The 24,118-nt window shown below is 52.5% G+C and carries 23 protein-coding genes; 14 read left to right on the top strand and 9 right to left on the bottom strand.

All coding sequences use genetic code 11. The features are described from left to right. Positions 1–84 precede the first annotated feature (84 nt). Entirely contained in the window at positions 85–1,191 is a 1,107-nt protein-coding gene (locus ACOQPU_RS10965) for a lipid II:glycine glycyltransferase FemX (RefSeq protein WP_420645147.1), read from the bottom strand. A 70-nt stretch (positions 1,192–1,261) separates the two neighbouring features. After that, positions 1,262–2,323 carry a lipid II:glycine glycyltransferase FemX gene (locus tag ACOQPU_RS10960; protein ID WP_420645146.1) on the bottom strand — a complete coding sequence of 354 codons (1,062 nt, stop codon included), beginning with the start codon at positions 2,321–2,323 and terminating at the stop codon, positions 1,262–1,264. Positions 2,324–2,415: 92 nt separating this feature from the next. Here ACOQPU_RS10960 and ACOQPU_RS10955 point away from each other — a divergent pair, with 92 nt between their 5' ends. Both ACOQPU_RS10955 and ACOQPU_RS10950 read left to right on the top strand, forming a co-directional pair. Then, positions 2,416–3,114: a zinc ribbon domain-containing protein gene (locus ACOQPU_RS10955; protein ID WP_420645145.1), complete on the top strand. Its 699-nt coding sequence runs from the start codon at positions 2,416–2,418 to the stop codon at positions 3,112–3,114. 176 nt (positions 3,115–3,290) lie between these two features. Continuing rightward, positions 3,291–4,373: a L,D-transpeptidase gene (locus tag ACOQPU_RS10950; protein ID WP_420645144.1), complete on the top strand. Its 1,083-nt coding sequence runs from the start codon at positions 3,291–3,293 to the stop codon at positions 4,371–4,373. Positions 4,374–4,516: 143 nt separating this feature from the next. Here the strand turns inward: ACOQPU_RS10950 and ACOQPU_RS10945 are convergent, their stop codons facing one another. The 4 genes from ACOQPU_RS10945 to ACOQPU_RS10930 all read right to left on the bottom strand — a co-directional run bounded on the left by ACOQPU_RS10945 (position 4,517) and on the right by ACOQPU_RS10930 (position 7,088). Next, on the bottom strand, positions 4,517–4,882 hold the full coding sequence (locus ACOQPU_RS10945; RefSeq protein ID WP_420645143.1) for a SaoD/DsrE family protein: 366 nt from the start codon (positions 4,880–4,882) through the stop codon (positions 4,517–4,519). Positions 4,883–4,995: 113 nt separating this feature from the next. Continuing rightward, the gene (locus tag ACOQPU_RS10940; RefSeq protein ID WP_420645142.1) at positions 4,996–5,649 is read right to left on the bottom strand and encodes an HAD family hydrolase; all 654 of its coding nucleotides are present in this window, start codon (positions 5,647–5,649) and stop codon (positions 4,996–4,998) included. A gap of 71 nt (positions 5,650–5,720) precedes the next feature. Beyond that, positions 5,721–6,038 (bottom strand): AraC family ligand binding domain-containing protein, encoded by a 318-nt coding sequence (locus ACOQPU_RS10935; RefSeq protein WP_420645141.1) that lies wholly within the window; start codon positions 6,036–6,038, stop codon positions 5,721–5,723. Between the two features lie 57 nt (positions 6,039–6,095). Further along, the gene (locus ACOQPU_RS10930) at positions 6,096–7,088 is read right to left on the bottom strand and encodes an endonuclease/exonuclease/phosphatase family protein (protein ID WP_420645140.1); all 993 of its coding nucleotides are present in this window, start codon (positions 7,086–7,088) and stop codon (positions 6,096–6,098) included. 275 nt (positions 7,089–7,363) lie between these two features. On the opposite strand from ACOQPU_RS10930, the gene ACOQPU_RS10925 reads away from it, so the two are divergent. Next, positions 7,364–8,056: a hypothetical protein gene (locus ACOQPU_RS10925; RefSeq protein ID WP_420645139.1), complete on the top strand. Its 693-nt coding sequence runs from the start codon at positions 7,364–7,366 to the stop codon at positions 8,054–8,056. Between the two features lie 9 nt (positions 8,057–8,065). On the opposite strand, the gene ACOQPU_RS10920 is transcribed toward ACOQPU_RS10925, so the two are convergent. Beyond that, positions 8,066–8,506 carry a DMT family transporter gene (locus tag ACOQPU_RS10920; RefSeq protein WP_420645138.1) on the bottom strand — a complete coding sequence of 147 codons (441 nt, stop codon included), beginning with the start codon at positions 8,504–8,506 and terminating at the stop codon, positions 8,066–8,068. A gap of 236 nt (positions 8,507–8,742) precedes the next feature. Between ACOQPU_RS10920 and ACOQPU_RS10915 the strand changes: the two genes are divergently transcribed. Next, the gene (locus ACOQPU_RS10915) at positions 8,743–9,723 is read left to right on the top strand and encodes a fasciclin domain-containing protein (RefSeq protein WP_420645137.1); all 981 of its coding nucleotides are present in this window, start codon (positions 8,743–8,745) and stop codon (positions 9,721–9,723) included. 122 nt (positions 9,724–9,845) lie between these two features. Here ACOQPU_RS10915 and ACOQPU_RS10910 read toward each other — a convergent pair whose 3' ends face one another. Continuing rightward, on the bottom strand, positions 9,846–10,343 hold the full coding sequence (locus ACOQPU_RS10910) for a hypothetical protein (protein WP_420645136.1): 498 nt from the start codon (positions 10,341–10,343) through the stop codon (positions 9,846–9,848). Between the two features lie 232 nt (positions 10,344–10,575). Between ACOQPU_RS10910 and polA the strand changes: the two genes are divergently transcribed. The 5 genes from polA (at position 10,576) to ACOQPU_RS10885 (ending at position 16,597) form a co-directional block, all read left to right on the top strand. Continuing rightward, complete coding sequence (gene polA, locus ACOQPU_RS10905; protein ID WP_420645135.1) at positions 10,576–13,374, top strand: DNA polymerase I; 2,799 nt, start codon at positions 10,576–10,578, stop codon at positions 13,372–13,374. Positions 13,375–13,452: 78 nt separating this feature from the next. Continuing rightward, a complete protein-coding gene (locus ACOQPU_RS10900; protein WP_420645134.1) occupies positions 13,453–14,031 on the top strand; it encodes a lysophospholipid acyltransferase family protein in 579 nt (192 codons plus the stop codon). 4 nt (positions 14,032–14,035) lie between these two features. After that, the gene (locus tag ACOQPU_RS10895; protein WP_420645133.1) at positions 14,036–14,695 is read left to right on the top strand and encodes a lysophospholipid acyltransferase family protein; all 660 of its coding nucleotides are present in this window, start codon (positions 14,036–14,038) and stop codon (positions 14,693–14,695) included. Between the two features lie 283 nt (positions 14,696–14,978). Then, entirely contained in the window at positions 14,979–16,259 is a 1,281-nt protein-coding gene (locus ACOQPU_RS10890; protein WP_420645132.1) for an FKBP-type peptidyl-prolyl cis-trans isomerase, read from the top strand. A 2-nt stretch (positions 16,260–16,261) separates the two neighbouring features. Then, positions 16,262–16,597, top strand: coding sequence for an FKBP-type peptidyl-prolyl cis-trans isomerase (locus ACOQPU_RS10885; protein WP_420645131.1), 336 nt, complete (start codon positions 16,262–16,264; stop codon positions 16,595–16,597). A 151-nt stretch (positions 16,598–16,748) separates the two neighbouring features. On the opposite strand, the gene ACOQPU_RS10880 is transcribed toward ACOQPU_RS10885, so the two are convergent. Then, entirely contained in the window at positions 16,749–17,321 is a 573-nt protein-coding gene (locus ACOQPU_RS10880) for a hypothetical protein (RefSeq protein WP_420645130.1), read from the bottom strand. An 85-nt stretch (positions 17,322–17,406) separates the two neighbouring features. Here ACOQPU_RS10880 and ACOQPU_RS10875 point away from each other — a divergent pair, with 85 nt between their 5' ends. The 5 genes from ACOQPU_RS10875 (at position 17,407) to ACOQPU_RS10855 (ending at position 24,112) form a co-directional block, all read left to right on the top strand. Continuing rightward, positions 17,407–18,201 carry an enoyl-CoA hydratase/isomerase family protein gene (locus ACOQPU_RS10875; RefSeq protein WP_420645129.1) on the top strand — a complete coding sequence of 265 codons (795 nt, stop codon included), beginning with the start codon at positions 17,407–17,409 and terminating at the stop codon, positions 18,199–18,201. Positions 18,202–18,307: 106 nt separating this feature from the next. Then, positions 18,308–22,504, top strand: coding sequence for an Eco57I restriction-modification methylase domain-containing protein (locus ACOQPU_RS10870; protein ID WP_420645128.1), 4,197 nt, complete (start codon positions 18,308–18,310; stop codon positions 22,502–22,504). 56 nt (positions 22,505–22,560) lie between these two features. Further along, positions 22,561–23,142 carry an REP-associated tyrosine transposase gene (locus tag ACOQPU_RS10865; protein WP_420645127.1) on the top strand — a complete coding sequence of 194 codons (582 nt, stop codon included), beginning with the start codon at positions 22,561–22,563 and terminating at the stop codon, positions 23,140–23,142. A 199-nt stretch (positions 23,143–23,341) separates the two neighbouring features. Next, entirely contained in the window at positions 23,342–23,482 is a 141-nt protein-coding gene (locus ACOQPU_RS10860; protein WP_420645126.1) for a hypothetical protein, read from the top strand. Positions 23,483–23,668: 186 nt separating this feature from the next. Beyond that, a complete protein-coding gene (locus ACOQPU_RS10855) occupies positions 23,669–24,112 on the top strand; it encodes an SRPBCC family protein (protein WP_420645125.1) in 444 nt (147 codons plus the stop codon). Positions 24,113–24,118: the final 6 nt, after the last annotated feature.

Raw genomic sequence — 24,118 nt, 5'->3', positions numbered from 1 at the left:
TTAAATGGGTCTCCTGTAGATAGTTGCTGATAGTTAGTGGTTAGTCGCAGGGTTAACCACCAGCAACTAACCGCTAACCCCAGTTTATTTTTTGTTGCGCAGGTAGTTTAGGTATTTGGGTAAGATGACGGTGTAAAGTTGGTAAAGCAACGGCCGTACCGGAAAATCCCAGGCACCAATGTGCCGCACGACCTGGCCATTGAAGCCCACCTTAAACCGCCAGACGCCCCACAGACGATCACTTTCCGCAAACTCATCCGGTGCGCCCCAAAAGTCGTAGACGGTGCAGCCTTGTGCCTTAGCCCAGCGGATTGCTTCCCATTGCAGCAGGTAATTGGGCATTCGCTGCCGCTCTTTTTGGGTGGAAGCGCCATACATATAGATGACGCGTTCGCCGAACCGCACGAGGTAAACGGCCGCTACTGGATCACCTTCAAACTCGGCAATGAGCAAGTGCCCCATGCCCGCCTGATGAAAACTTTGCCATGCATCCAAGTAGTACGCCGTAGGGCGAATGCCAAAGCCGTCCCGTGCGGCCGTTTCGGCATACATCTCGGCCATGATGGGAAAATCTGCCTCGTTGCCTGCGCGTATTTCAATGCCTTTGCGCCCGGCGAGGCGAATGTTGTAGCGGGTTTTGGACTTCATCGCTGCCAACAGATTATCTTCCGAAAGCGTCAAATCTAGCTCAACGGTGTTGCGGAACTGAATCTGTTCGTCTGAGAAGCGCCAGCCCCGGTTTTTGAGTTCGTTGGTGAATTTTGTGCCTAGCGGAGACGGCCGTTCCGCTTCGTCACCCCAACTTTTTACAATTTCAGGATCAATCTTGATGAAGATAGCCCGTTCGCGCCGGGCAATATTTTCTAGCTCAGCCAGCACCACGCGGCGCAAGGCCCCATCTTTGTAATTCAGCGCGGGGCCTTTGGGTACATATAAAATGCAAAACGGGGTGCGCGGAATCTTGCGCTTCAAGATCATGGCTGCGGCCAGTGGCTCCCAACTGCTCTCACCGATGGTGAGGGTGAGGGGGATGGGCGACCAGCCCCAGCGGGACTTTTGTGATGCCCAGGCCCAGCTTTGCAGCGCGTGCGCATATGGCAAGCCAGCCAGGGCTTGCATAAAGGTCGTTTTCGATTTTTCCAGCTTAAATGTAGAAGCCCGGTAGGTGGGTTCTTGTTGAGTTGTTGTCATGTGCTGAAACGGGAAGCCGGTTTTCAGTAACCAGTGTTCAGTAGGTCAGTATTCAGTAAACGATGAACAATTACCGATTCCTACGCCATTGATAAAGTTTGTAAACAAGTTTGTTGTAAATGCGGTCCGTTGCGCCAATAGTGCGCTGGATTTGGCCGCCAAAGCCGCGCTTAAAACGGTACACGCCCCACAAGCCATCGCTGCGATTGGTGAAGTTGGCTTCCAGCTTATCTTCCGAGGCATCGGGTACGCCCCAGAGGTCGTACCAGTCGCAGCCCTGATCTTTAGCCCACTGCATGGCGGCCCACTGCACGGCGTAAGTAGGCATTCGCTGCCGCTCTTCATTGCTGGAAGCACCGTACAGGTAAGCGGCCGTTTTGCCCACCGCAAAGACCATTACCCCAGCTAACGGCCGTCCGTCATACTCTGCCAAAAACAGAGCTACCTGACCCATCGGCTCAAAAATTTCATAAGCGGCAAGGTAATACATGGGCGTGTGTACGCCAAACTGATCCCGCTCACCCGTCACGCGCATCATTTTGTTAAAGGCGGCGATGTCTTTCAGACCGCCTTGCCGCACGGTGACGCCCTTTTTGGCTGCCAGCCGGATATTGTACCGGGTTTTTTGCTTCATATTGGCTAGGATGTCGTCGGGAGACGGCCGTAAATCAACCAAAACGGTATTGGGCGGCTGGATGGTGTCGGTATTGGGTAGCAATTTTTGCTGCTGGCAGATGGCTTGCCATCTGGCGGTCGTCGCTTCGCTTTGCCACAGCAGCGGTTCCATCTTCAGAATGGCAGCACCTCGTTCATAAACAGATTGGTCAATCTGGTTGAGCAAGATGGTGACCTGCTCCTCATCATCCCAATCTACTAGCGGGCCGTGCGGAATGTAGGCGATTTTTACCAGCCTGGCGGCAGCGGAGCGGTAAAGCACCTGCGCCCCGGCGACCAATCGGCCCTCTTTTCGCATCCAAACCCGATGAGACGTCCAGCCAAACCGGTTTTTGAGCCGGGCCCAGTTGGTGGTTTGCAAAATGGAGCCGTGCGGATGGTTGGCGACAAAATTGTCCCACTCAGCATCTTCTTCACTGTACGGCCGTTCGCCGATTTCAAGAATCTTATCCAACATAGCGGTCGATTATACCGTGTAAAAGCTAAAATGCTTTTAAGGGGCTTTATGCTACAATCCAGCAGCAAACCCTCAAAAAATTTAAGGCAAACATGATGAACATTCACCAACTGTTTCAACTGCAAAAGCTGGATACGGAAATTGATGAGAAAAAGAAGCGTTTGGGCGAGGTGTTGAAGGCGCAAAAAGAGCCAGAGAGTTTGCTCAAAAAACGCCAACGAGCCGAAACGGCCGCTGCCGAATTACAAACGTGGCAAACCAAACATCAAGATTTGACGTTGGAAGTGGGCAGCGTGACCACCAAAGCCAAAAACTCTGAGAACCGACTGTATTCAGGCAAGGTAACCAACCCCAAAGAGCTGTCGGACTTGCAGCAAGAGGTTGAGTCGTTGGGGCGGCGCAAGGCACTGTTGGAGGATGAGGTGCTGGAAGCGTTGGTTATGGTGGAAGATGCTCAAGCGGAAAAAACGGCCGCAGATGATGAATTGGAAACGGCCGTTGCCGACTGGGAAAAGCAAAGCACCCACCTAAAGGCAGAACAAAACGAACTGGCGCTAAGCCTGCACAAGCTCATGCAAAGTCGTAAAGGCAAAGCCGCTGCTGTAGATGCCCCCGCGCTGAACGAGTATGAGCAGTTGCGTAAGGGTCGGCATGGCCTGGCGGTGGCTGCGCTGCGCATCAACGTGTGCCAAGGGTGCCGCACCAGCGTCTCTGCCAACAAGGTCAAAGAAGCAAACGAAGGGCGAAAAGTGTATTGTGGTGGCTGCGGCCGTTTGTTAGCAGCCATGTAATTGGTAAGATCGCTACTGTTTCTCATATTGGATTCATGATACGATGATGAACGGTGGCAAAAAGTGGGACGGTCGTATCGCCTTTTGCCGCACATTGCTTATAATAATTAGAAGTTCAACTTTTCGAAAAGTTGAACTTCTCTACTAAAATTTTTTTGAAGGAGTTTTTACCAACTATGAGACGATTTTTGCGTTACAGCATCCCATTGTTGGTTATAGCCATCATTTTTGCCATTTGGCCCGATACGGCTTCGGCAGCCAAATGCTTCATTCAGTCCGATGAAATTGGGCACGTGTGTGAAGCGGAACCGCCGCAGCCAGTATTCTCGAAACCACAACCTTTTGCCAACAGCTTTTTGCCTTACCAAACGTATGCTCGCCTGCATGACAATATCGATGTGTATGCTGGTCCCAGTTTGGGCAGCGGCGTTGTGCGCAATGTGGGGGATGGCTTTTTGTACGCCACGGTTCAGGGTGCTGTTGAGGCAGAAGGTACATTATGGTATGTCATTAATTACGGGGAGTACGTGCGCGCCTCAGATTTAACGGTGGTTGACTCCTCGGAGTTTACCGGGATTGAAATCAAGTCGCAGCCAGAACGGCCGTTTGGCTGGATGGTGGTAGATTACTGGTACAGCAACGAGCCAGGGGCCGAACCCGCACCCGAAAATATTAAGCTGCCACGCTACACCTTTTTTGAAGTGTACGATGCCGTCACCGCTGACGATGGCTGGATTTGGTACAACATCGGCGGTGGACGCTGGATGCGCCAAACCTATGTTAGCCTTATCGATCCTAATCCCCGTCCGGAAGAAGTCGGTGTGGATGAATATTGGGTAGAGATAGACTTGTACGAGCAAAGTTTTGCCGCTTACATCGGCGACCGCATGGTGTATGCTGGGCTGGTTTCCAGCGGCTTGAATCGCTGGCCTACTCATGAAGGACTTTTCCAGGTATGGAGCCGCCACGACAAAACCAAAATGTCAGGTGCAGAGGGCAAGATTGATTACTACTTTATTGAAGACGTACCCCACACGATGTTCTTTGACAATGACATTGCCATGCATGGCGCATTTTGGCACGATCGCTTCGGCTACAAACACAGCCACGGCTGTGTCAATATGCCCCCACGCGATGCAGAATGGGTATACTACTGGTCGGCTGGTGCGCCCAATGATTTGTGGGTGTGGGTACATACCTCTGACCCCAACCATTACTACGACCGCTACGATCCGGTAACTTCATTTAGCGGCCCGTAGCCGCAACAAGGTGTAAAATGCAAAAGACCCTGAGCCAATTGCCAGGGTCTTTTTTCTTTGCAAAAATATCGAGGAGTGAGCATCCTCAGATGCGAATGGGAACGAGCTGCATTTGATCATGCTCATGCCTAAATGAAATGACGCTACAGGGTAATGACCTGATCCGGCGGGTTGCCAGCCAGCGCACCATACAAATCGGGGAAGCAGCCAACCATCACGCCATCTACGGTGCCAGAGGGCTTGCAGTTACCCGCTTCGCCTTCGGCTAGGCCGCGTTCCAGAGCGCATTGGTCACACATCATCAGCATCATCCCTTTTTCGGCCGCAACTTTGGCCAGGCGTTCACCAATCGGATCGCCTTTCCGCAAAATGTAGTTGTTGTCATCAAAAAAGAACATGCCAATTACATCCACGCCGTGGGTGCCTGCCTCTAGCTGGGGCAGGATCATTTGGCCCAATTTGTAGCTGGCGGTATGGCCGGATGTGGCAAAAACGTAGGCAACCTTCATAAAAAATTCTCCTTATTAGGGCGTTTCCCCGGTTGCTTGGCACAAGGTCCGGGAAAGTTTGTAAAAGATTTGGCGATGATTGTAGCGAGAAGACCGTCAGATGGCAGGTAGTTTCAGGCAAGGTTTAGAAAGTGCAAAAGTTCGGTGGGTTGGTGCAGCAGCTTGTCTGCACCAGCGGCGCGTAGCTCTTCTGAGGAGCCGTACCCCCAGGTGACGCCAACAGCAGTTACGTGGTTGGCTTTGGCCCCCAGAATGTCGTGTTTGCGGTCGCCAATCATGAGGGTGTGGGCGGGATTGAGATTTTCGGTGTGCAAAACGTGCTGGATGAGTTCATTTTTGTGGGTGAAACGGCCGTCCAATTCGCTCCCGTACACCATCAAAAAATATGGTGCCAAATCAAAATGGGCCACAATGCGGCGGGCGTACACGGCGGGCTTGGACGTGGCGATGTACAGCTTTAGCCCAGCCGCTTGCAGTTGAGCCAATAGATGGTGAATGTCGGGGTAAGGTTCGTTTTCAAAGAGGCCAACGGTGCTGAACCGCTCGCGGAAAAGGCGGAGCGCTTCCTGACCTACTACCGGATCGGCGTTTTGCAGGAGGATGGCAAAGGATTCTTGCAGCGGGGGGCCAATGCACCAGTCGAGCGAGGCGTTAGGGGAATACGGCCGTTCCATCTTGTCCAGTGCGTACCGAATTGATTGTGTAATGCCCACCTTTGGGTCCGTGAGGGTGCCGTCTAAATCAAAAAGAAGGGTGGTGAATTGCATACTTTATTTCCTTTAAAGAAAAAAGCGGAACACAGAGAGGCGCAGAGGAGGCACAGAGGTTCACAGAGGAGTTAGTCGATGATTTTGTCGCCGGGGATGAAGGGCGTTTGGATGACAAAGTGGAAATAATCATCTGAGCTGTGGTTGAAGGTGTGGGATTCATCCGGTTCAACAACGAGCATATCGCCCGCTTGCAGGTGAACCGTTTGCTGGTTGACAACGGCCGTACTTGTTCCCCTTGCTACCAGGTAAATTTCAAACATTTGGGCATGATGGTGGGGTAGGTTGATGCCTTCATTCGCATAGCCAACAGGGATTGGCACTTCTGAATTCCACGGCCCCACAAACCAGCCTTTATCTACATTCTTGTCAGGTTTTTGATGAATCATGGTCTTCCGTTTCAGAAGTTCAACTTTTCCAAAAAGTTGAACTTCTTTAGCTGGAGGCTATGGCAACACAAATTCGGCCACGATAGGGGCGTGGTCTGATTCGGGGAATTTGTCGTCGGTGCGGAATGCGCCAGACTCGTCGTGCAGCACTTCGTTGTGGATTTCTGTACCGCGATAGTAGGTGAGCAGCTGCCGCGTCGCCAAAATGTGGTCCAGCATCTCTTTGCGACCCAGGTGGAAAAGCGAGTACCGTGCGGATTCCGGCACAGATTCTTCACATGGAATCATGACGCGCTCAATGAGCCCCGTGTTGCCCGTTTCTTCCACCGGCCCCATGATGGCTTGCAGCGGCACCTCATTCACATCGGCATTAAAATCACCGCAGGCAACAATATATTTTGGCTCGCCGCTCACGTCCAGCTTGTCAAAAATGTCGTCGATGAGTACGCGTAGCTCCAGGGCTTGCCCCACGCGCTTCATGGCCGAGATGAAGCTGCCCTCGGCCCAGCCAGCCATAGTGCGCCAGGTGTAATTGTTGATTTTTTGGCCGTTGATGCTGGACGGCCGTTTCGATTTCATATGCACGTTTAGCAAATGCAGCATCCGGCCTGCACCCAAATCAATTTTTACGTACAAAATGGGACGCTCCCAAGTAATATCTTTAGAATCTTCAGCAGGGTCGGCGGTGACTTTGCGATAGCTGGGTTTGGGGGCGTATTCGTGTTTGATTTGCTGTACATCACGGATGGGATAGCGGCTCACAATGACGAGGTTCCGCTGATCGTATGCTTCATCGCGGGTGGTTTTGGTGTGGGCTGTGTAAAACCATTCATAAGGCGTTTCGGCCAGCAGTTGGCTGAGTGCATCTAACTGGCGCGGCTCTCCCTCAAACTCCTGCCCATTCACTTCCTGAAAACAAATCACGTCGGCGCGCAGGCGCAGCAGTTGGGGGCGCAGCACGGCGATTCGCTCTTTCAAGGACGGCCGTTCGTCTGGTTTGTCGTCCAGATTTTCCAGATTAAAGGTTGCAATTCGTAAGGGTGTCGCCACGGGAATCTCCTTTTTGCTGAGGTTCAATTGAATGGGTTCAGTATAGATGGGTTGAGTCAAAGACTCAACTGATTCGCGCATTTTGATGATGAACGACAAGGATAGCGGAAATTCCTGCATCGTTCCGTTTACCAATGTAGGTTTCAAAAGTCTATTTAGAACTAGACTACAAAAGTCTTGGGTCTAATGATGTTAATTCCAGAGAGAACAAGAATTTTGTAGTCTTTACTGTGTGCTTTTGAAATCTTGACCGGCGATTTTAATTGGAGGGAATCATGACGGAACGATCACAAAGAGAGGGGTGCGCGGGCTGGTTCAAATGGATGGTAGCGACCTTTATTGCCCTCATCAGCGCGGGTGGCGGCATTGCGGCTTGGGTAACCATTTTTAGAACGCCAGAACCGCAGCCGCCGCCTCCAGCCACGCCCATTGTTATCACCATTCAAACCGAGAGCGGTTCTGGCGACGAGACGCGGGCGGAGGTGGTGTTGCCGGAGGATGTGTTTGTGCCAACGGCCGTTCCCACGCCACAGCCCATCGTCAACCAGCCAAACAGCAATCGGCCGTCGGAGCAGGATGTAGCTAACTTTTTATACGAGGCGGTGCTGGCAGAAACGGCCGCTTACCTTTACCTGGACAGCAGCTACGTTTCCTACTACTTCACCGGTGCGCCACTGGGCCTCATGCAGACAGAAATCGCCGATTTGACAAGCCAGGGGGTGGTTGTTGCCAAGCTGTATGATGAGACGCAAAGCACCATTTACGACATTCGCTTTATCAACGATAGCACCATCGAGGTGGATAGCTGCGAAATTTGGTCAATGGAGCTTTACAGCGTGTGGGACAGCAGCCTTCTAGACAGCGAACCGCCGACGCTATTTCCGCAAACGATTACCATTGAGCAGTTTAGCAATGGTTGGTTCATCACGGATATCGCATTTTATGAGGTGCCTGCATTTTGCAGCTAGGAATATCGCTTAGTTGCGGATGAGGAGCCAGACTCCCAGCATCAGGATGCCTACGCCGAGGAGTTTTGTGGGGTCTAACGGCCGTATCTCCGCCCCAAACCAGCCAAAATGATCAATGATGCCGCCCAGCACAAACTGGGTGGCAATCAAAATGGTGAACGCCGTCACCAACCCCAGGCGGGGGGTGACATACCCAATCGTGCCTACAATAATTAGCCCTAAGATGCCCGTTATAAAAAAGTGTGGCGGAACCGCCCGCCATGCCGCCAAATTGCCGCCGCGCAGCAGCAGCATTGTGATGCCCACCAGCAGCCCGCCGCTGCCGTAAGTGATAAACACGCTCTCAATTGTGCCAATTTGTTGATCCAGCACCCCCATAAATTGAGCTTGCAGCACCACGGCAATGCCCCCCACGATAGCAATAAAAACCAGTGCAATAAATGTTGTCATGATTTTCTCCAGTTTGTTTCGATTTGTTGATGTCATCTTACTGCTGTTGGGTAGGGATGGCTAGAGGTTGAGGGGGAACGGCCGTTTTCGTACCAATCACCAAACGTGGACAGAATATAGACAAAGTATGAGCAGAACTTAAGAAACCTAGATCAAATACGGACAAGCACCGTTGGTAATCGTAATTTCCACCATATAGGCTCGATTTTTAAACACTCAACAAGGAGAAAAATGAAATGAAAAATAAGGTTCTAAAAATAGTATTAGCATTTGCTTTGCTCTTCACGTTATTTGCCCCAACCGTCGCTGCGGATGGTGATCAAACGATTGTAGAGATTGCTGTAGGGGACGACCGCTTTGAAACACTGGTTGCCGCCGTTGTGGCTGCTGATTTGGCCGAAACGTTGTCTAGTGGTGAATGGACAGTCTTTGCCCCAACTGACGACGCCTTTGCCAAACTTGGCCTGAATGCAGACAACATTGCCTCTGCCTTCACCAAAGCAGAGCTAACTGACATCTTGCTCTATCACGTTATCGAGGGCGAAATCTCATCTGAGAAAGCGTTGACCGCATTGGGCGACGTCACCATGATGAACGGTGCCGCCGCTGGCCTCAAGTTCTTTGATGGCGACATTTACGTGAATGATGATTCCAAAGTCATCATTGCCGATATTGACGCCTCCAACGGCATTATTCACGCAGTTGATACTGTTATCCTCGGCCCGTGGCCAAGAGTTGCAGATGATAGCAGCGATTCTGCTGACACTTCTTCTGCCGATACACCCGGTACTATTGTAGACATTGCCATTGCAGACGGCCGTTTCACGACCCTCGTCGCTGCTGTCGTGGCTGCTGACCTCGCCGACACGCTCTCTGGCGGGGAATGGACGGTCTTTGCCCCGACAGATGATGCTTTTGCCAAGTTAGGCCTAGATGCAAGCAATATCGCCTCCGCCTTTACCAAAGAAGAATTGACCGACATCCTGCTTTATCATGTGCTGGAAGGGGAGATTTTCTCAGACAAAGCCTTGACCTTGCTGGGTGATGTAACGATGGTCAATGGTCAAACCGCAGGGCTTAAATTCTATGAGGGTGACATTTTTGTCAACGATGACTCTAAAGTGATTATTGCCGACATTAACGCCAGCAATGGAGCCATCCACGCAGTCGATACCGTCATTCTGGGTCCGTGGCCTAAAGACAAATCCGACAAATAATTGACGAGTAAGAGCGACTGTCAGGGCACAAAAGACTACGCTGCATGCCCCCTAAAAACCGAGAGTGGTGAACCAGGCTGAAACGTTTCATGGTTCACCACTCTTTTTGGATGGAGAGCAATCTATGGCGTGTCCAAATAATCGTCAATTAACGTCTCCAATGCTTCCCCGTAATCACCCCGCAAGCTAAAGCTGGCATTGTTTGAAAACGTCTCCTCATCTTGGCATTCACGGGGGATGGCTTTCACACTGCCTTCAGCGACAACTTCGCCCGTTTGCGTGGCAATCAGACGATAATCGGCCACCAGCGAGATGCGCGTGATGTTTGCCTCACCTGCGCCTTCTTCCAGCGTGTACTCACACGTTTCGGTGACCACCTCTTCGGCATTGTCTAAACACACCACCAGCTCGGCTTCTTCCAAACTGCCTGGATGATACGGCCAATCTGTTGAAACAAAGATGGATTCGCTGCCGCCCAGATATTGCACGATGGCTGCCGGGTGAGAGCCAGAATTGTTGGGATTGTAAGCGGCCGTTTCTGCCACACTCTCGCCATCACAGGCTGCTTTTAAGGCCACCAGGCTGCGCGTCGAGCTGCGGTTATCGCCAGAATCATTCAACAATCATAAATACACGCTTGTTTTGCATAACAACCTCCTGAATCAAACAAATATACGGTGATTGTAATGAGCCTTCGATCTTAAAACGATCCTTTATCGTGATGGTAGAACATCCGTTTCGTGATACAATCCGACAAGATTTCAAAAGTTTCCCTACCTTCCGCTAATCACGTGAAAACAGCCAAAACTTTTGAAATCCATCCGTAAGATTTTCGATTTCAAAAGGATTTTCATGTCGAAAAACCAGCTTGTTCTTATAGATGGCCACGCGCTGGCCTACCGCATGTTTTATGCCCTGCCTTTAGAAGCATTTACCACCAAAAGTGGGGAACCCACCAATGCGACCTTTGGCTTTATTCGCACAGTTTTAGACTGGATTTTGGCCGACAATCCGCCACAATATTTTGCCGTTAGCTTTGATTTGGGGCGCACTTTTCGGGACGATATGTTTGAAGAGTACAAAGGGACGCGCGAGAAGATGCCAGATGAATTGCGATTGCAAATTGAGCGCATCAAAGAGGTGATTAAAACGCTCAACATTCCTATTTTGGAGCTGGAAGGCTTTGAAGCCGACGACGTGCTGGGCACGGTGGCGCGTCAGGCCAAACCGCTGGACGTGCCGGTGTATATCATCACCGGGGATCGCGATCTGTTGCAGCTTGTGGATGACAACACGCAGGTAGAATTGCCTGCACGCGGCAGCCGACCGCCGGAAATTTTTGATGAGCAGGGCGTGGTTGGCGCATTTGGCGTACGGCCCGATCAGGTGGTGGATTACAAAGCCCTGGTGGGCGACACTAGCGATAATATTCCCGGTGTACGAGGGGTGGGGGCGAAAACGGCCGTAAAACTCCTCACCCAATACGAAACCCTGGATGCAGTTTATGAGAACGTAGACGACATTAAAGGCGCAATGGGCAAGAAGCTAGCTGAAGGCAAAGAAAGTGCCTACCTCAGCCAGAAACTCGCCCGCATCGTTACGGATGCGCCTATCAAGCTGGACTTGGAAGCGTGTGTGGCCCACGATTTTGATCCCAATCCCGTCCTAGATATCTTCCGAGAGCTAGAATTTCGCTCGCTAACCAACATATTAGTAGAAGGATTGGGGGACCAGGTTGAGATCGATGAGCCGCAATCTGTTACCAAACCAACCGAAACCGTGATTGTGCAGACCCAGGCGCAGCTAGATGCACTCGTTAAACAGCTAAACAGAGCCGAACTCATCGCCTTTGATGTGGAAACAACAGGCCTGGACAAAACAACGGCCGAATTAGTGGGCCTCTGCATCGCGGTGAAACCACCGGTAGGGTATTACATTCCGGTGGGGCATTTGGCCAACGAAGCGCAGAGCAGCAGCGGGCAGATGTCCTTGTTTGCTGGCGAGCCAGAGCTGGCCGAAGATCAACTGCCGCTGCAAACTGTGCTGGACGCCCTGCGTGACGCATTTACCAACCCCAACATTGGCAAGGTGGCCCACAACGCCAAATATGATTATACAATTCTAGACCGGTACGGCCTGCGCGTAACGCCCATCAGCTTCGACACGATGATTGCCGAATGGCTGACGGACCCCGCCACCAAGCACAAAGGGTTAAAAGATTTGTCTCGCCACCGCCTGGGGGCCGAAATGACTGAGATTGAGCTGCTCATTGGCAAGGGGAAAGCGCAAAAAACGTTTGCCGAGGTACCCATTGAGGCTGCCGCTCCATATGGTGCAGCCGATGCCGACATGACGCTGCGGCTAGTGTCTCCTCTGAAAGAAGAGGTGCGAGAAAAAAATCTGGAAAAAATTCTTGACTTGGAAATGCCGCTAATCCCGGTGCTTTCAGCGATGGAGCAGGCAGGCATTGGCGTTGATCTGGATTTCTTCCGGCAGATGTCGCAAGATTTGGCGGCGCGGCTGCGGCAGCTGGAAACCAAAATTCACGACATTGCCGGGGAGCCATTCAACATCAACTCCACCCAGCAAATGAGCGATGTTTTGTTCACCAAGCTGGACTATCCCGTTGAGGGATTAAAGAAAACGCGCAGCGGACATTACTCCACGGCTGCCAGCGTGCTGGAAAGCCTGAAAGCAACCGAGCAAGAAAAGAAAACGGGCATGATTACGGCCATTTTGGAATACCGGGAATTGGGCAAGCTCAAAAGCACCTATGTTGATGCCCTGCCGGAGTTGGTGAATAAGGAAGACGGCCGTATTCACACCAGCTTCAACCAAACGGGGGCCATCACCGGGCGCATTGCCAGCAGCAACCCCAACTTGCAAAATATCCCCATTCGCAGCGAAGTGGGGCAGCAAATTCGGCGCGGTTTTGTAGCGAAACCTGGGCACATCTTCCTGGCCGCAGATTATTCGCAGGTGGAGCTGCGCATTTTGGCCCACGTCAGCCAGGATGCGGCCTTGCTAGAAGCATTCCGACAGGATCAAGATATTCACCGCACCACGGCAGCGGCCGTTTACGGCATTGATCTGGACGACGTAACCTACAACCAGCGTCGCTTTGCCAAAGCGGTGAACTTTGGCCTCATCTACGGCATGGGGGCGTTCCGTCTGGCGCGTGACTCTGAGCTAACGCTGGCCGAAGCCGAAAACTACATCAAAGATTACTTCGCCCGCTTCCCTGGCATCCAAAAATATTTGGCAGAAACCAAGCAAAAAGCAAAAGAGGATGGCTACGTAGAAACTTTGTTGGGGCGGCGACGGTACTTCCCCGTCTTCAAAATGCCGCAGAGCGGCAGCAATATGCAGGCGCGCCTGCGGGCAGAGCGCGAAGCAATCAACCATCCTATTCAGGGCACGGCCGCTGACATTGTGAAAATTGCCATGCTCCATTTGCATGAGAAGCTGGCCCATTACGAAGCGAAAATGTTGCTGCAAGTGCACGATGAACTGCTGCTAGAAGTGCCAGAGGCAGAGCTGGATGAGGTGCGTGAGCTGGTCGTCAGCACCATGTCTGGCGCATTTAGCCTGGATGTCCCCTTGAAAGTTGATGCCAGCACGGGGTATAACTGGTTAGAGTTAAAAGATTAAAATCGGAGATTAGAGATTGGAGATTGGCAAATTAGCTGCCAATCTCCGAATTTCAGCCTCCAAATTCCTAAGAGACACATGACAAATCAGATTGACCAACTTCCTCGGCGTGGCAATCGCCTTTCGAGAGCGATTGCGGCGTTCTTTTTCAAAATTAGTGGCTGGCAAGTTGTGGGTGCGCTGCCCAATTTGCCCAAAATGATTATTATTGGCGCACCGCACACCACCAACTGGGACTTTCCCTTGGCAATGAACCTTATTTTTTACACAGGCGTTCGCTTTAACTGGATGGCCAAGCGCGAGTTTTTCGTGAAGCCATTTTCTTACGTGTGGGATTGGCTTGGCGGCGTGCCGGTAGATCGTCGTGCGGCCAACGGCACGGTGGGGCAGACGATTGAAGCCATCCAGAAACGCGCCAAAATTGTGCTGGCGATTGCCCCGGAGGGAACGCGCAGCCAGGTGAACCGGTGGCGCACTGGTTTTTACCACATTGCCCACGGGGCTAATGTTCCCATCGTGCCGGTTTTGGTAGATTACGGCCGTAAAATCCTCACCATCACCGAACCGTTTATCCCTAGCGGAGATGTGGAAACAGATTTGCCACTGCTGCAAGCGCGATTCAAGGGCCTTCAAGGTAAAAACCAAACCCATTTTTAGTGCCATGCACCCAACTGAACAGCTATCAAAAGGTGACCCCCTCAATTCCCCATTCCTTGGGGACGCGATTCCTCGCTGGGGGAACCGGGTATCGCGCTGGGTTGGGCGCGGCATTTTGCGTCTGGTTGGCTGGCGTTTTGAGGGGCAGGTGCCAAATCTGCCCAAAATGGTACTCATTGGCGCACCGCATACCTCTAATTGGGATTTTCCCCTGGCAATGGTGGCCCTGTTTGCCGTCCAGGCCCGGGTGTATTGGCTAGGCAAGCATACCTTTGTCAGCGGTCCACTTAAACCATTGCTGCTGTGGATGGGGGGCGTATCGGTAGATCGTCGGGCGGCGCATGGGGTGGTGGCGCAAACGGCCGTTCAGTTCCAACAGCGTGATCAATTCCTGCTGGGATTGTCGCCTGAAGGCACGCGCAAACTGGTGCCGCATTGGAAGATGGGTTTCTTTTACATTGCCAAAGAGGCGGGCGTGCCCATCATTCCAGTGTCGCTCGATTACGGCCGTAAAACCATTGGCATTGGTGCGCCGATTGAGCCAGAAATTGGAGAAACGGCCGTACTCGCCCAGCTAAAAACGTTTTACGATGGCGTTGAAGCCAAGTACCCTACGCAATTTTCCCTGGAAAACATTCGGCCTCGTTCTAGTAAAAACAAGTAGAATCGAGCAGGCAGTTTACAAACCACAGTTACGCACTTCCAAGCAAAGATTTCAAGAGTCTTGCGCACAGTCCCGCGATTTGCCAGAGAGATAGTAGACTTTTGAAATCTCGCTGCGTAACGTAAGTTACTGAGAGACGGGTGAAAATCATCCTGATCAATTTCGATCCTGCCAGTTCGTGATACAATCCCCTGTTTCCAACTTAAATTGAAGAAATTTGTTGCCGGAACGGCCGTTTGCTGTTCCGGCCTTTTTGTGAAGACCGAACCATAAGGAGAACCTAGTGAAGATACAAAAAACAAATGCCCGCAACTGGCACTACCTCCTGCTTGCGGCCATGCTGCTTGGCTTGCTGGTAGCTGCCTGCGGCCCCGCCACGCCCCAGGCCAATGATGGCGAAACCAGCGATGCCGTAAGCGAAGAGGGCGGTTCCCGCGTGACCGCCTCTGGGCTGGAGTATGTGGAAGTCGAAGCCGGAACCGGCGTTCAGGCACAGCCCGGTGACCTGGTAAGCGTCCATTACACCGGCACCTTAGCAGATGGCACTGAATTTGATAGTTCCGCTGGTGGCGATCCCTTTAGCTTTGTTTTAGGCCAGGGCAGCGTCATTCCCGGCTGGGATGAAGGCATTGCCCTTATGCGCGAAGGTGGCAAAGCCCAGCTCATCATCCCACCAGAGTTGGCCTACGGTGCCAACGATTATGGCCCCATTCCTGGCAACTCGACGCTCACTTTTGATGTGGAGCTGGTTGCCGTAGATGCTGTGCCAACCCCTGCGCCCCCGCCAACGGCCGTTCCCCCCACTACAGTTGATCCCGATGATTACATTGTCACCGACAGCGGCCTGCAATACATCTTCTTGGCCGAAGGCGACGGTGATACGCCGGAAATGGGTGAGGTGGTCACAGTCCATTTCACAGGCTGGTTTGAAGATGGCACCCTCTTTGCCGATTCCCGCGCTGCCTCCCCCATAGAATTTATTGTGGGTGATGAGCAAATCTTGCCTGGTTGGGACGAAGCCGTTCTGCTAATGCAGGTAGGCGACAACGTGCAAATGGTTTTGCCGCCCGAACTTGGTTTGGGTGAAGAAGGGTCGCCTAACGGCACCATTCCGCCCAATGCCACCCTCATTTTTGAGATGGAACTGCTGGGCATTTCGCCACCCCCGCCAACCCCCACGCCTGCGCCGCCACCCGTTTCGGTCGATGAATCCGATTATGCCGTTACCGACAGCGGCCTAAAGCTGTTTGTGATTACCCCAGGTACGGGCGAAGCGATTGAAGCAGGGGATACCGTGACGCTGCATTACACCGTTTGGGAAGAAGATGGCACTCAACTGGAATCCTCCTACAACTTTGGTCAGCCGGTGCCTGTCATTGTGGGCCTGGAGCAAATTTCCCCAGGCTGGGATGAAGCGCTGCTGCTGCTGGAAAACCTCAGCGTGGCCCAATTTGTGCTAACACCAGAACTGGCCTACGGTGATCAAGTTGACAATGCGCCTGAAGGCAATCTTATCTTTGAAGTCGAAGTTTTAGGTTTAGAAAAGGCCGAAACGGAGGAATAATCATGAAAACAGAGAGCGGTTTGCAATACATTGAAACCGAAGCTGGCACGGGCAAAGCTCCCAAGCGCGGGGAGCGCGTTTCGGTACATTACAAAGGCCAGCTGGAGAATGGCAAAGAGTTTGACAATTCGTTTAAGCGTGGCGAGCCGATTGAATTTTTGCTCGGCACTGGCCAGGTGATTCCCGGCTGGGATGAAGGCATCAGCCTCATGAAAGTTGGCGGCAAAGCGACGCTGATTATCCCGCCAGACCTGGGCTATGGCGCTCGCGGTGCCGGAGGTGTCATTCCCCCCAACGCTGTCCTCATTTTTGATGTTGAGCTAGTGGATGTAAATTAAATGAAAGAGCCACAGAGTACACAGAGATTTTAGAGTAGGACTTACACATTCGCCCTAATTAGACTACAAAAGTCTTGGGTCTAATGATGTAACTCCCAGAGAGAACGAGACTTTTGTAGTCTTCATTGCGCAGTTCCTGAGAGAAAGCCTCTTAATCCTCTGTGTTCTCTGTGGCAAAAATTTCGATGGTGGAGATGGTGTAAACGGCCGTTTCCCCACCAAATCCTTCGCTAAACAGTCCCAACCGTCGCGTTTCCAGGGCAGCAGTTCCTTGCCACAGCAGCTCCCGATTGAGCCGCACAGTTATCTCGTTTCCTCGCACGTCAATCCAGATTTCGTTTGGTGTGTTGTCTGCCCGCACGTGTGGCCACGGCTGCCAGGGCAGCACCACTTCATCCCCATGCTGCACCAGCACGTACCCCAACGGCGACACGGCCACCACAAACGCATGGGCCTCGCTGCCAACTGCCAGCCCGATGCCGCTGTCTGGATTCCCTTCTTGCAACACGGCCGTTCCCCGCACAGAAAAATCGCCATCCGGCAGCGGTTCATCAAGCCAAACAACCGTTTGCCCCCGTTGGTTCACGGTGAGGCTGGTCCCAGGCAGCGTACGTTGCAGTTCTCCTACGGGTTTAGGATCAAACACGCCCACCGCAATGAGGATGATGAGGAAGACGGCCGTTGCCAGCAAGTAAGCCAGCACGCCGCGCAGGGAAAGTTTCATGGGGGGAGTTTAGTGACAAGGCGAACGGGTGACAAGGTGACGGGGTGGCTTGCCACTTGCTGCTTGCAACCAGTACACTCCCCGCATGAATGATGAAATTATCTTAACGATAGAAGATGGCATTGCCACACTGCGCGTCAACCGACCGGAGGCGCGGAATGCCTTGAATTGGAAAGCACAGGCGCAGTTTGCTGAGGCGGTGGCGCAAATTGGGGCAGCTGTGGCAGCAGATACGGCCGTTCGCGTCCTCATCATCACCGGTACAGGTGACAAGGCGTTTGTGTCTGGTGGCGATTTGAAGGAGCTGAGTCAACATCCAGAACGTGAAGCTGGGGCGCGGCTGAACCGGGTGATGACCCAAGCACTTACCCAACTAACGCAGTTGCCTCTCCCCATCATTGCGGCCGTTAACGGCGATGCGTTTGGGGGTGGTTGTGAAATCTTAACCGCCTGCGATTTGCGGCTGGCCGCCAGCCACGCCCGCTTTTGTTTTGCCCAGGTGCGCAACGCCCTCTGCACCGGCTGGGGCGGCACGGGGCGATTGGTTAACCTGCTGGGCCAGGCGCGGGCCCTCGATTTGCTGCTCACGGCCCGCGTGTTTGACGCGCAGGAGGCCAAACAGCTCGGCTTGGTGCAGCAGGTGGTGGATGTGGGGGAATTAGAGACGGCCGTTTCCCAAATGGCTCATTCTCTCATCAAGCTCCCCCAACACGCCCTCGCCGCCAGCAAGCAGCTCATCTACGCTGCCAGCCACGCCAATCCCACAGCCGTCAACCAGTTAGAAATCGATCTGTTCGTCAATCTCTGGGCAGAACCAGATCATTTGGAAGCATTAAAGGCGTTCCAGCAAAAGCGCAGTCCGGCCTTCGGTAATCGGTGAGCCAACCTCCCGGAGGTTCCAAACCTCCGAGAGGTTAACAGGTTTCCTTTTTTTCCTAGCTGAATTATCATAGGGACATTCTGAAAAATGAAGAAGGAAACGTTCTATGCCAGATACTCCCTTCCAGCCACGGCTTGATTTTGGCTCCCACAATAATCAATCTCTATTTTCCGACCATTACCTGCAAGAGATTTTGCGCCGCACGCCAGAATGGAAAGCGTGGCAAACGCCCGCTGCCTATTTTTTGGCCTGGCTGCGCGACCTGTACGCCGCTGAAAGAGACCAGTTGACCAACTACAATGAATCGCAGTTGGAAGATAACTGGATCAAGCCAATACTGGTTCAGTTGGGGCATGTGTGGGAAGGGCAGGCATCGATTCCTGGTCTGAAAGGGAAAATCAAAAAGCCAGATTTTGCCCTGTTTCCAGATGAGGCGGCCCGGCAAACGGCCGTTCCCCACCAAAATACACCTCTTTATACCAAAGATGTCCTCGCCTTGCTGGAAGCCAAAAAGTGGACGGTGAACCTGAGCAAAAAGAGCGGCCCGTTGCCCCGCTTCGACGACCAGAATCCGATGTATCAGATCGACACTTACCTGACGTTGAGCAGCGTGACCTGGGGCGTGGTGAGCAACGGCCGTTTCTGGCGACTGGTCCACAAAAATTCATCCCGCACCCTGGAAACATACTTCGAGATTGACCTGCTGGCCGCCCTGCACGCCCCGGCAGAAACCAACACCGGGCTGGCGGTCGCCACCTTCTTCTGGGCCTTCTTCAACCAAAAGGCGTTTACGCCAGATGCCCACGGCAATATCTTTCTCGACGAAGCACTCAGCCAGAGCCGGGCCTACGCCATCGCCCTGGAAGCCGATCTGCGTGACAATGCCTACCGCTCGCTAGAGCAGCTTATCATTGGCTTTTTCGCCGGGGATGCCAGCCTGGACGCCCAAAACGCCGCCCACCGCGACCAGGTGTACCAAAACAGCCTTTACCTGCTCTACCGCCTGCTATTTTTATTCTACGGTGAAGCTCGTGCCCTGCTGCCGATGGGCAACCCCACCTACAAAAATGAATACAGCTTGCAAACGTTGGCAGGCGACATTAACCGTGAACGCGACCGGTTGGATGGGCTGCCCACCACCGGCCGCCGCCGCTGGGACAGGCTGCAAGAGCTGTTCCGGCTGATTAGCGGGCGGGATGCCCAATTTAACGCCGAACTGGGCGTCCCGCGCTACAACGGCGGCCTGTTCGAGGCTGACCAGCATTCTTTTTTGGAAACGCATTTTGTGGGCGATCGCGCCCTGGCCCAGGCGATTGATTACCTGGCTTACCGGCGCGTGCGTGAAGACGGCCGTTTCCGGGGCTTCCAGGCCGTCGACTACCGCACCCTGGACGTGCGCCAGCTTGGCTCTATTTACGAAGGGCTGCTGGAGTACAAGGTGGCCGTCGCCCGTGAGGAGATGGTAACGATCCGCAAAAAAGGGGTGGAAACCTGGGTGCCAAACGCCAAAAAAGGACGCAGCAAAACTGTCGGTGCCGCTCGCCAGCCGGGGGAACTGTATCTGACCACCGACAAGGGGGAGCGCAAAGCCACCGGCTCTTACTACACGCCCGACTACATCGTGGAATACATTGTCGAAAACACGCTGGGGCCGCTGGTGGAACAAGCCCGCGAGCGCGTCAAGGCGCAGATTCGGCAAACCGGATCGCTGGACGAAGCCGAACGCCAGCGTCAAAGTGCCGCCCTTTTTGTGCAGGAGATTTTGGCGCTTAATGTGCTAGACCCGGCGATGGGTTCCGGCCACTTTCTCGTCGAGGCAATGAACTTTTTGGCAATTGCCCTGGCCACGGATGAGTATGTGATCCCTGATAGTGGCTCTGGCCGGTCTCCGACCGCGCCAGCTTCCTCGCATGAGGGACAGGGTGGCACGGTTGCGCAAGATGCGCAGAGACTGGCCACAGCAGAGGACCCCGAAACCGATCTCCTCTACTGGAAGCGGCGCGTCGTGGAAGCCTGCATCTACGGCGTAGACAAAAACCCAATGGCCGTGGAGCTGGCCAAACTATCACTCTGGCTGAAAACGGCCGCTTCCGACAAACCCCTCAGCTTCCTCGACCACCATCTGCAACACGGCGACAGCCTCATCGGTGCTTGGCTGGATGATTTGCAAGCCCCGCCAAATAGCAAATCCCAAACGCCAATCTCTAATCTCCAATCTCCCTTATTTAACGACTCCGCCTTCACCCGCGACGCCAGCCTTGCCGTAGGCGGTGTCATGGCCATTGAACGGGCCACGACCAACAGCATTGAAGACGTTCATTTGAAAGAGAAAATGTGGCAGGAGCTGCAACAAACCCACATCGCCCGCTGGCGCAAGCTGGCCGACCTGTGGGTGAGTGCCTACTTCGGCAACGCCATGACCCCGGAAGAGTACCGCGCCCTGGCTGCCTACCTTCAACCGCTACAACAACCTCCGGGAGGTTTCCAACAGGCAGCATCTCAACCTCCGGGAGGTTCCACATCGGATTCGCTAAGCGAGGGAGTTTCCCAACCTCAACCTCCGGGAGGTTTCCAGCCAGATTTGCTAAGCGAGGTAGGTTCCCAACCTCCCGGAGGTTCTTGGCTCAACCACTTTTTGCAGCACCCCGCCGTCACCGACAACGACTACTTCCATTGGGAGCTCGCCTTTCCCGAAGTGTTTTTTGACGAATACGGCCGTTCCCGCCAAACGGCCGCTGGCTTCGACGCCGTCATCGGCAACCCGCCTTACGTGGTGTTTGTTAAGGAAGGAAAGGGGAGGCAGAGTGATTTTGTTGTGTATCAAGTGATTTCTGAAGGCGAGTCAGAATATTACGAGCAAAATTTTAATCTTGTTGAATATGCTCCGAATACTTTTTCCTTAATGACCGAACTAAGCATGTCTGTTTTGGCAAACGGATGTTTTTTCGGCTTTATTTATCCTTCGACTATTCTTTACTACTACTACCACAAAACACTTCGCACGAAACTAACAAACGAAACATCCATAAAGTCTGTAGTTCAGTTAGATCATGTTTTTGAGGATGCTGAAACTGGAGGAAACGCCGTTATAATTTTGGAGAAGAGTAAGCCTGACAGTAACTTCACTCAGGTTTTGCATATTCCAACACCTGAGCATCTCAGGGCTGTAAAAGGGGAAACTGTAACACAAAAGGACTTTTTACAAATACCTTGGTCTCAATGGACAACAAGCCCTCATTTGCTTTCCCTTCTACAGAAATCAAAGATCGACTGTACTCCTTTTGAAAATCTTGGAGAGTTCTACCAAGGGGTTTGTACTGGAAATAACAAAAAATGGATTGGTACAGATTCAACCAATCCTCTCTCAGTAAAAGTTTTGAGAGGAAAAGATATTCATCGATATTCTACAGAATGGGCTGGCGAATATTTGATCTTTGATAAGCCAAATATGTGGAGTAACACAAATGAAGATTTCCTTGAGGCAAACCCCAAAATATTATTGAGGCAAACAAGTGATTCGATTGTAGCAAGTATTGATCATCAGGGTCTCTTCCTTATCGATTCGTTGTATCTATTTCGCCCAAATACCGATTTACATATTCATTATCTTCTTGCAATCCTCAACTCATCTTTAATGAATGTTCTTTATCAATTTTATTCTCCTGAAGAAAATCGGACTTTTGCTCAAGTTAAAGTTGTAAATCTTAAACCACTTCCAGTAAAGAACATTGAAATTTCAACGCCACCAAGTCAGCGTAAGGCCGTAGTCAACACCGCTAAAAACCACTACGAACAGGGCAACACCCCCGCCCTCCTCGCCTGGGCTGACGCCGAACTGGCCGCCAACCGCAACGACACCCTCCACGATCTCCTGGCCCACCTCGCCGAGCAAATGATCACCCTCAACCAGCAAAAGCAAGCCGCCCTCGAAGCGTTCTGGCTCGACCTGGAAGGCGTCACCGACCCCAAACCATTCGAGACGCTGCGCCACAAAGGTAAGTGGGAGCAGTCGCTGCACAAAAACGTACCCGCCGCACGGCCCTACGTCGATGCAGCCAGCCGCAGCACCATTACCCTGGATGCCACCCTCGGCTGGAACGAAGACGCCTTCAAAGGCATGGTTAAAGAACTCGTCGGCACCATTAGCGGCCTCAGCAAGCTCGTCCAGGTCTACCGCGAGCACGCGCCCAGCGTCGCCGCCCTCAACCACCGCCTCGCCACCACCGACTACCTCATCGACCAGATCGTCTACAAGCTCTACAACCTCACCCCCACCGAAATCGCCATCGTGGAGGGGAAATAACACCTAACCAACCTCCCGGAGGTTCAAAACCTCCGGGAGGTTTCGCTGGAGGGACGATGCCCAGGCGCAAGAACAGTTTTACCACTGGCCACTATTACCACATCTACAACCGGGGCGCGAACCGGGAGCGTATCTTTTTTAGCGAAGAAAATTATCTGTATCTGCTCCGGCTGGTGAAAAAGTATTGCCAGAAATACCCAATTGCTATCATTGCTTACTGCCTCATGCCCAATCATTACCATTTCCTGCTGCGGCAGGATGGAGAAACGTCAATCGGTCACTTTATGGGGGTGTTGTTTAATGGGTATGCGCAAGCGGTGAATCGGCAGAACGGCCGTACCGGGGCATTATTCGAAGGGCGTTTCAAAGATGTTCATGTAGACAATGAAGGGTATCTGCTGCACCTGTGTCGCTACATACATGGCAATCCGATAAAGGCTGGGCTGGTGACTACGCTGGAAGAGTGGCCCTACTCAAACTATTTAGAATGGCTGGATGAGCGGTCGGGCACGTTGGTTGATGATCAATTCGTCACCGATTTCTTCCCTAATCGTACAGATTATAAAGAATTTGTGCTGGACTATCTGCGCGGAATTGATGAGCTGCCGCCTGACATTGAGCAATATTTGTTTAGCTGACTCGTGACCCAACCTCCCGGAGGTTCAAAACCTCCGGGAGGTTGCTTGCGACTTAAACTGGCCTCAGTTGCCAACATTATTGCCCATTTTATTCAACGACAAATTTGCTCATAGGAATCTCCGCAAGTAAATAGTCTCCTCTTTATTGGGCAAACTGTCGCCAAAGTGTAGCCAGACATCTGGCAAAAGGAGAAATCGCATGACCCTTACCGTTCGTCGTAAAGTTGTTTATTTGTTAGCTGCTGCTGCCCTGGTATTAATGCTGGCTGGCCTGGCCGTTACCGCCACACCTGTCTTTGCTGATTGCACTTCGTCTAGTTCCACTAGCTGTAGTGGCTAATTCAGGCCTTTATAGCTCATCAGGTTGCCCTGATGGGCTTTTTGTTTTGGGGGGTAACGTGGGTGAAAATTGTAGGGTCGAGGCATGTGGATTTTACATTTTGGCACTGATTGGCACCATTTTTCATAGAGGTGGCACGCTTCTTTGTTGTATAAAGCAGGCAAATCAAGAAAAGGAGCGGTATAGATGGGTAGTTTTGCCACAGAGATAACGATTGACGCGCCAGTAACGGCCGTATGGCAAGCATTGGGCAACATCGGGGAGATTTACCAATGGAATCCGGGCGTGCGTGCCTCGCACACCACCTCGGCACAAACGGAAGGCATGGGGGCCACGCGCTTTTGCGACCTCGGCGGGAAAAATTATTTGGATGAGGAAGTGGTGCTTTGGCAGCCCAATGAAAAACTCACCATGCGCATCACCGGCACCAACCTACCTTTTGCCGAGGGGGATATTCGCTTCACGCTGCGGCCGGAGGGCGAGCAAACAGTCGTCACCGTGTCGCCGCTATACAAGCTGAAGTTTGGCTTGCTAGGGCAATTGTTGGATCGGCTCTACGTGCGTAACAATTACCGCCAGGGAATGGACGCGCTGCTGGCTGGCCTGAAGCAGTTTGTTGAGCAGAACTAACCTTCC

Source organism: Candidatus Leptofilum sp. (assembly GCF_965223285.1).
Taxonomy (GTDB): domain Bacteria; phylum Chloroflexota; class Anaerolineae; order Promineifilales; family Promineifilaceae; genus Leptofilum.
Note: the sequence above shows the minus strand (reverse complement) of the source record. Positions and strands in the feature narration are given on the sequence as shown.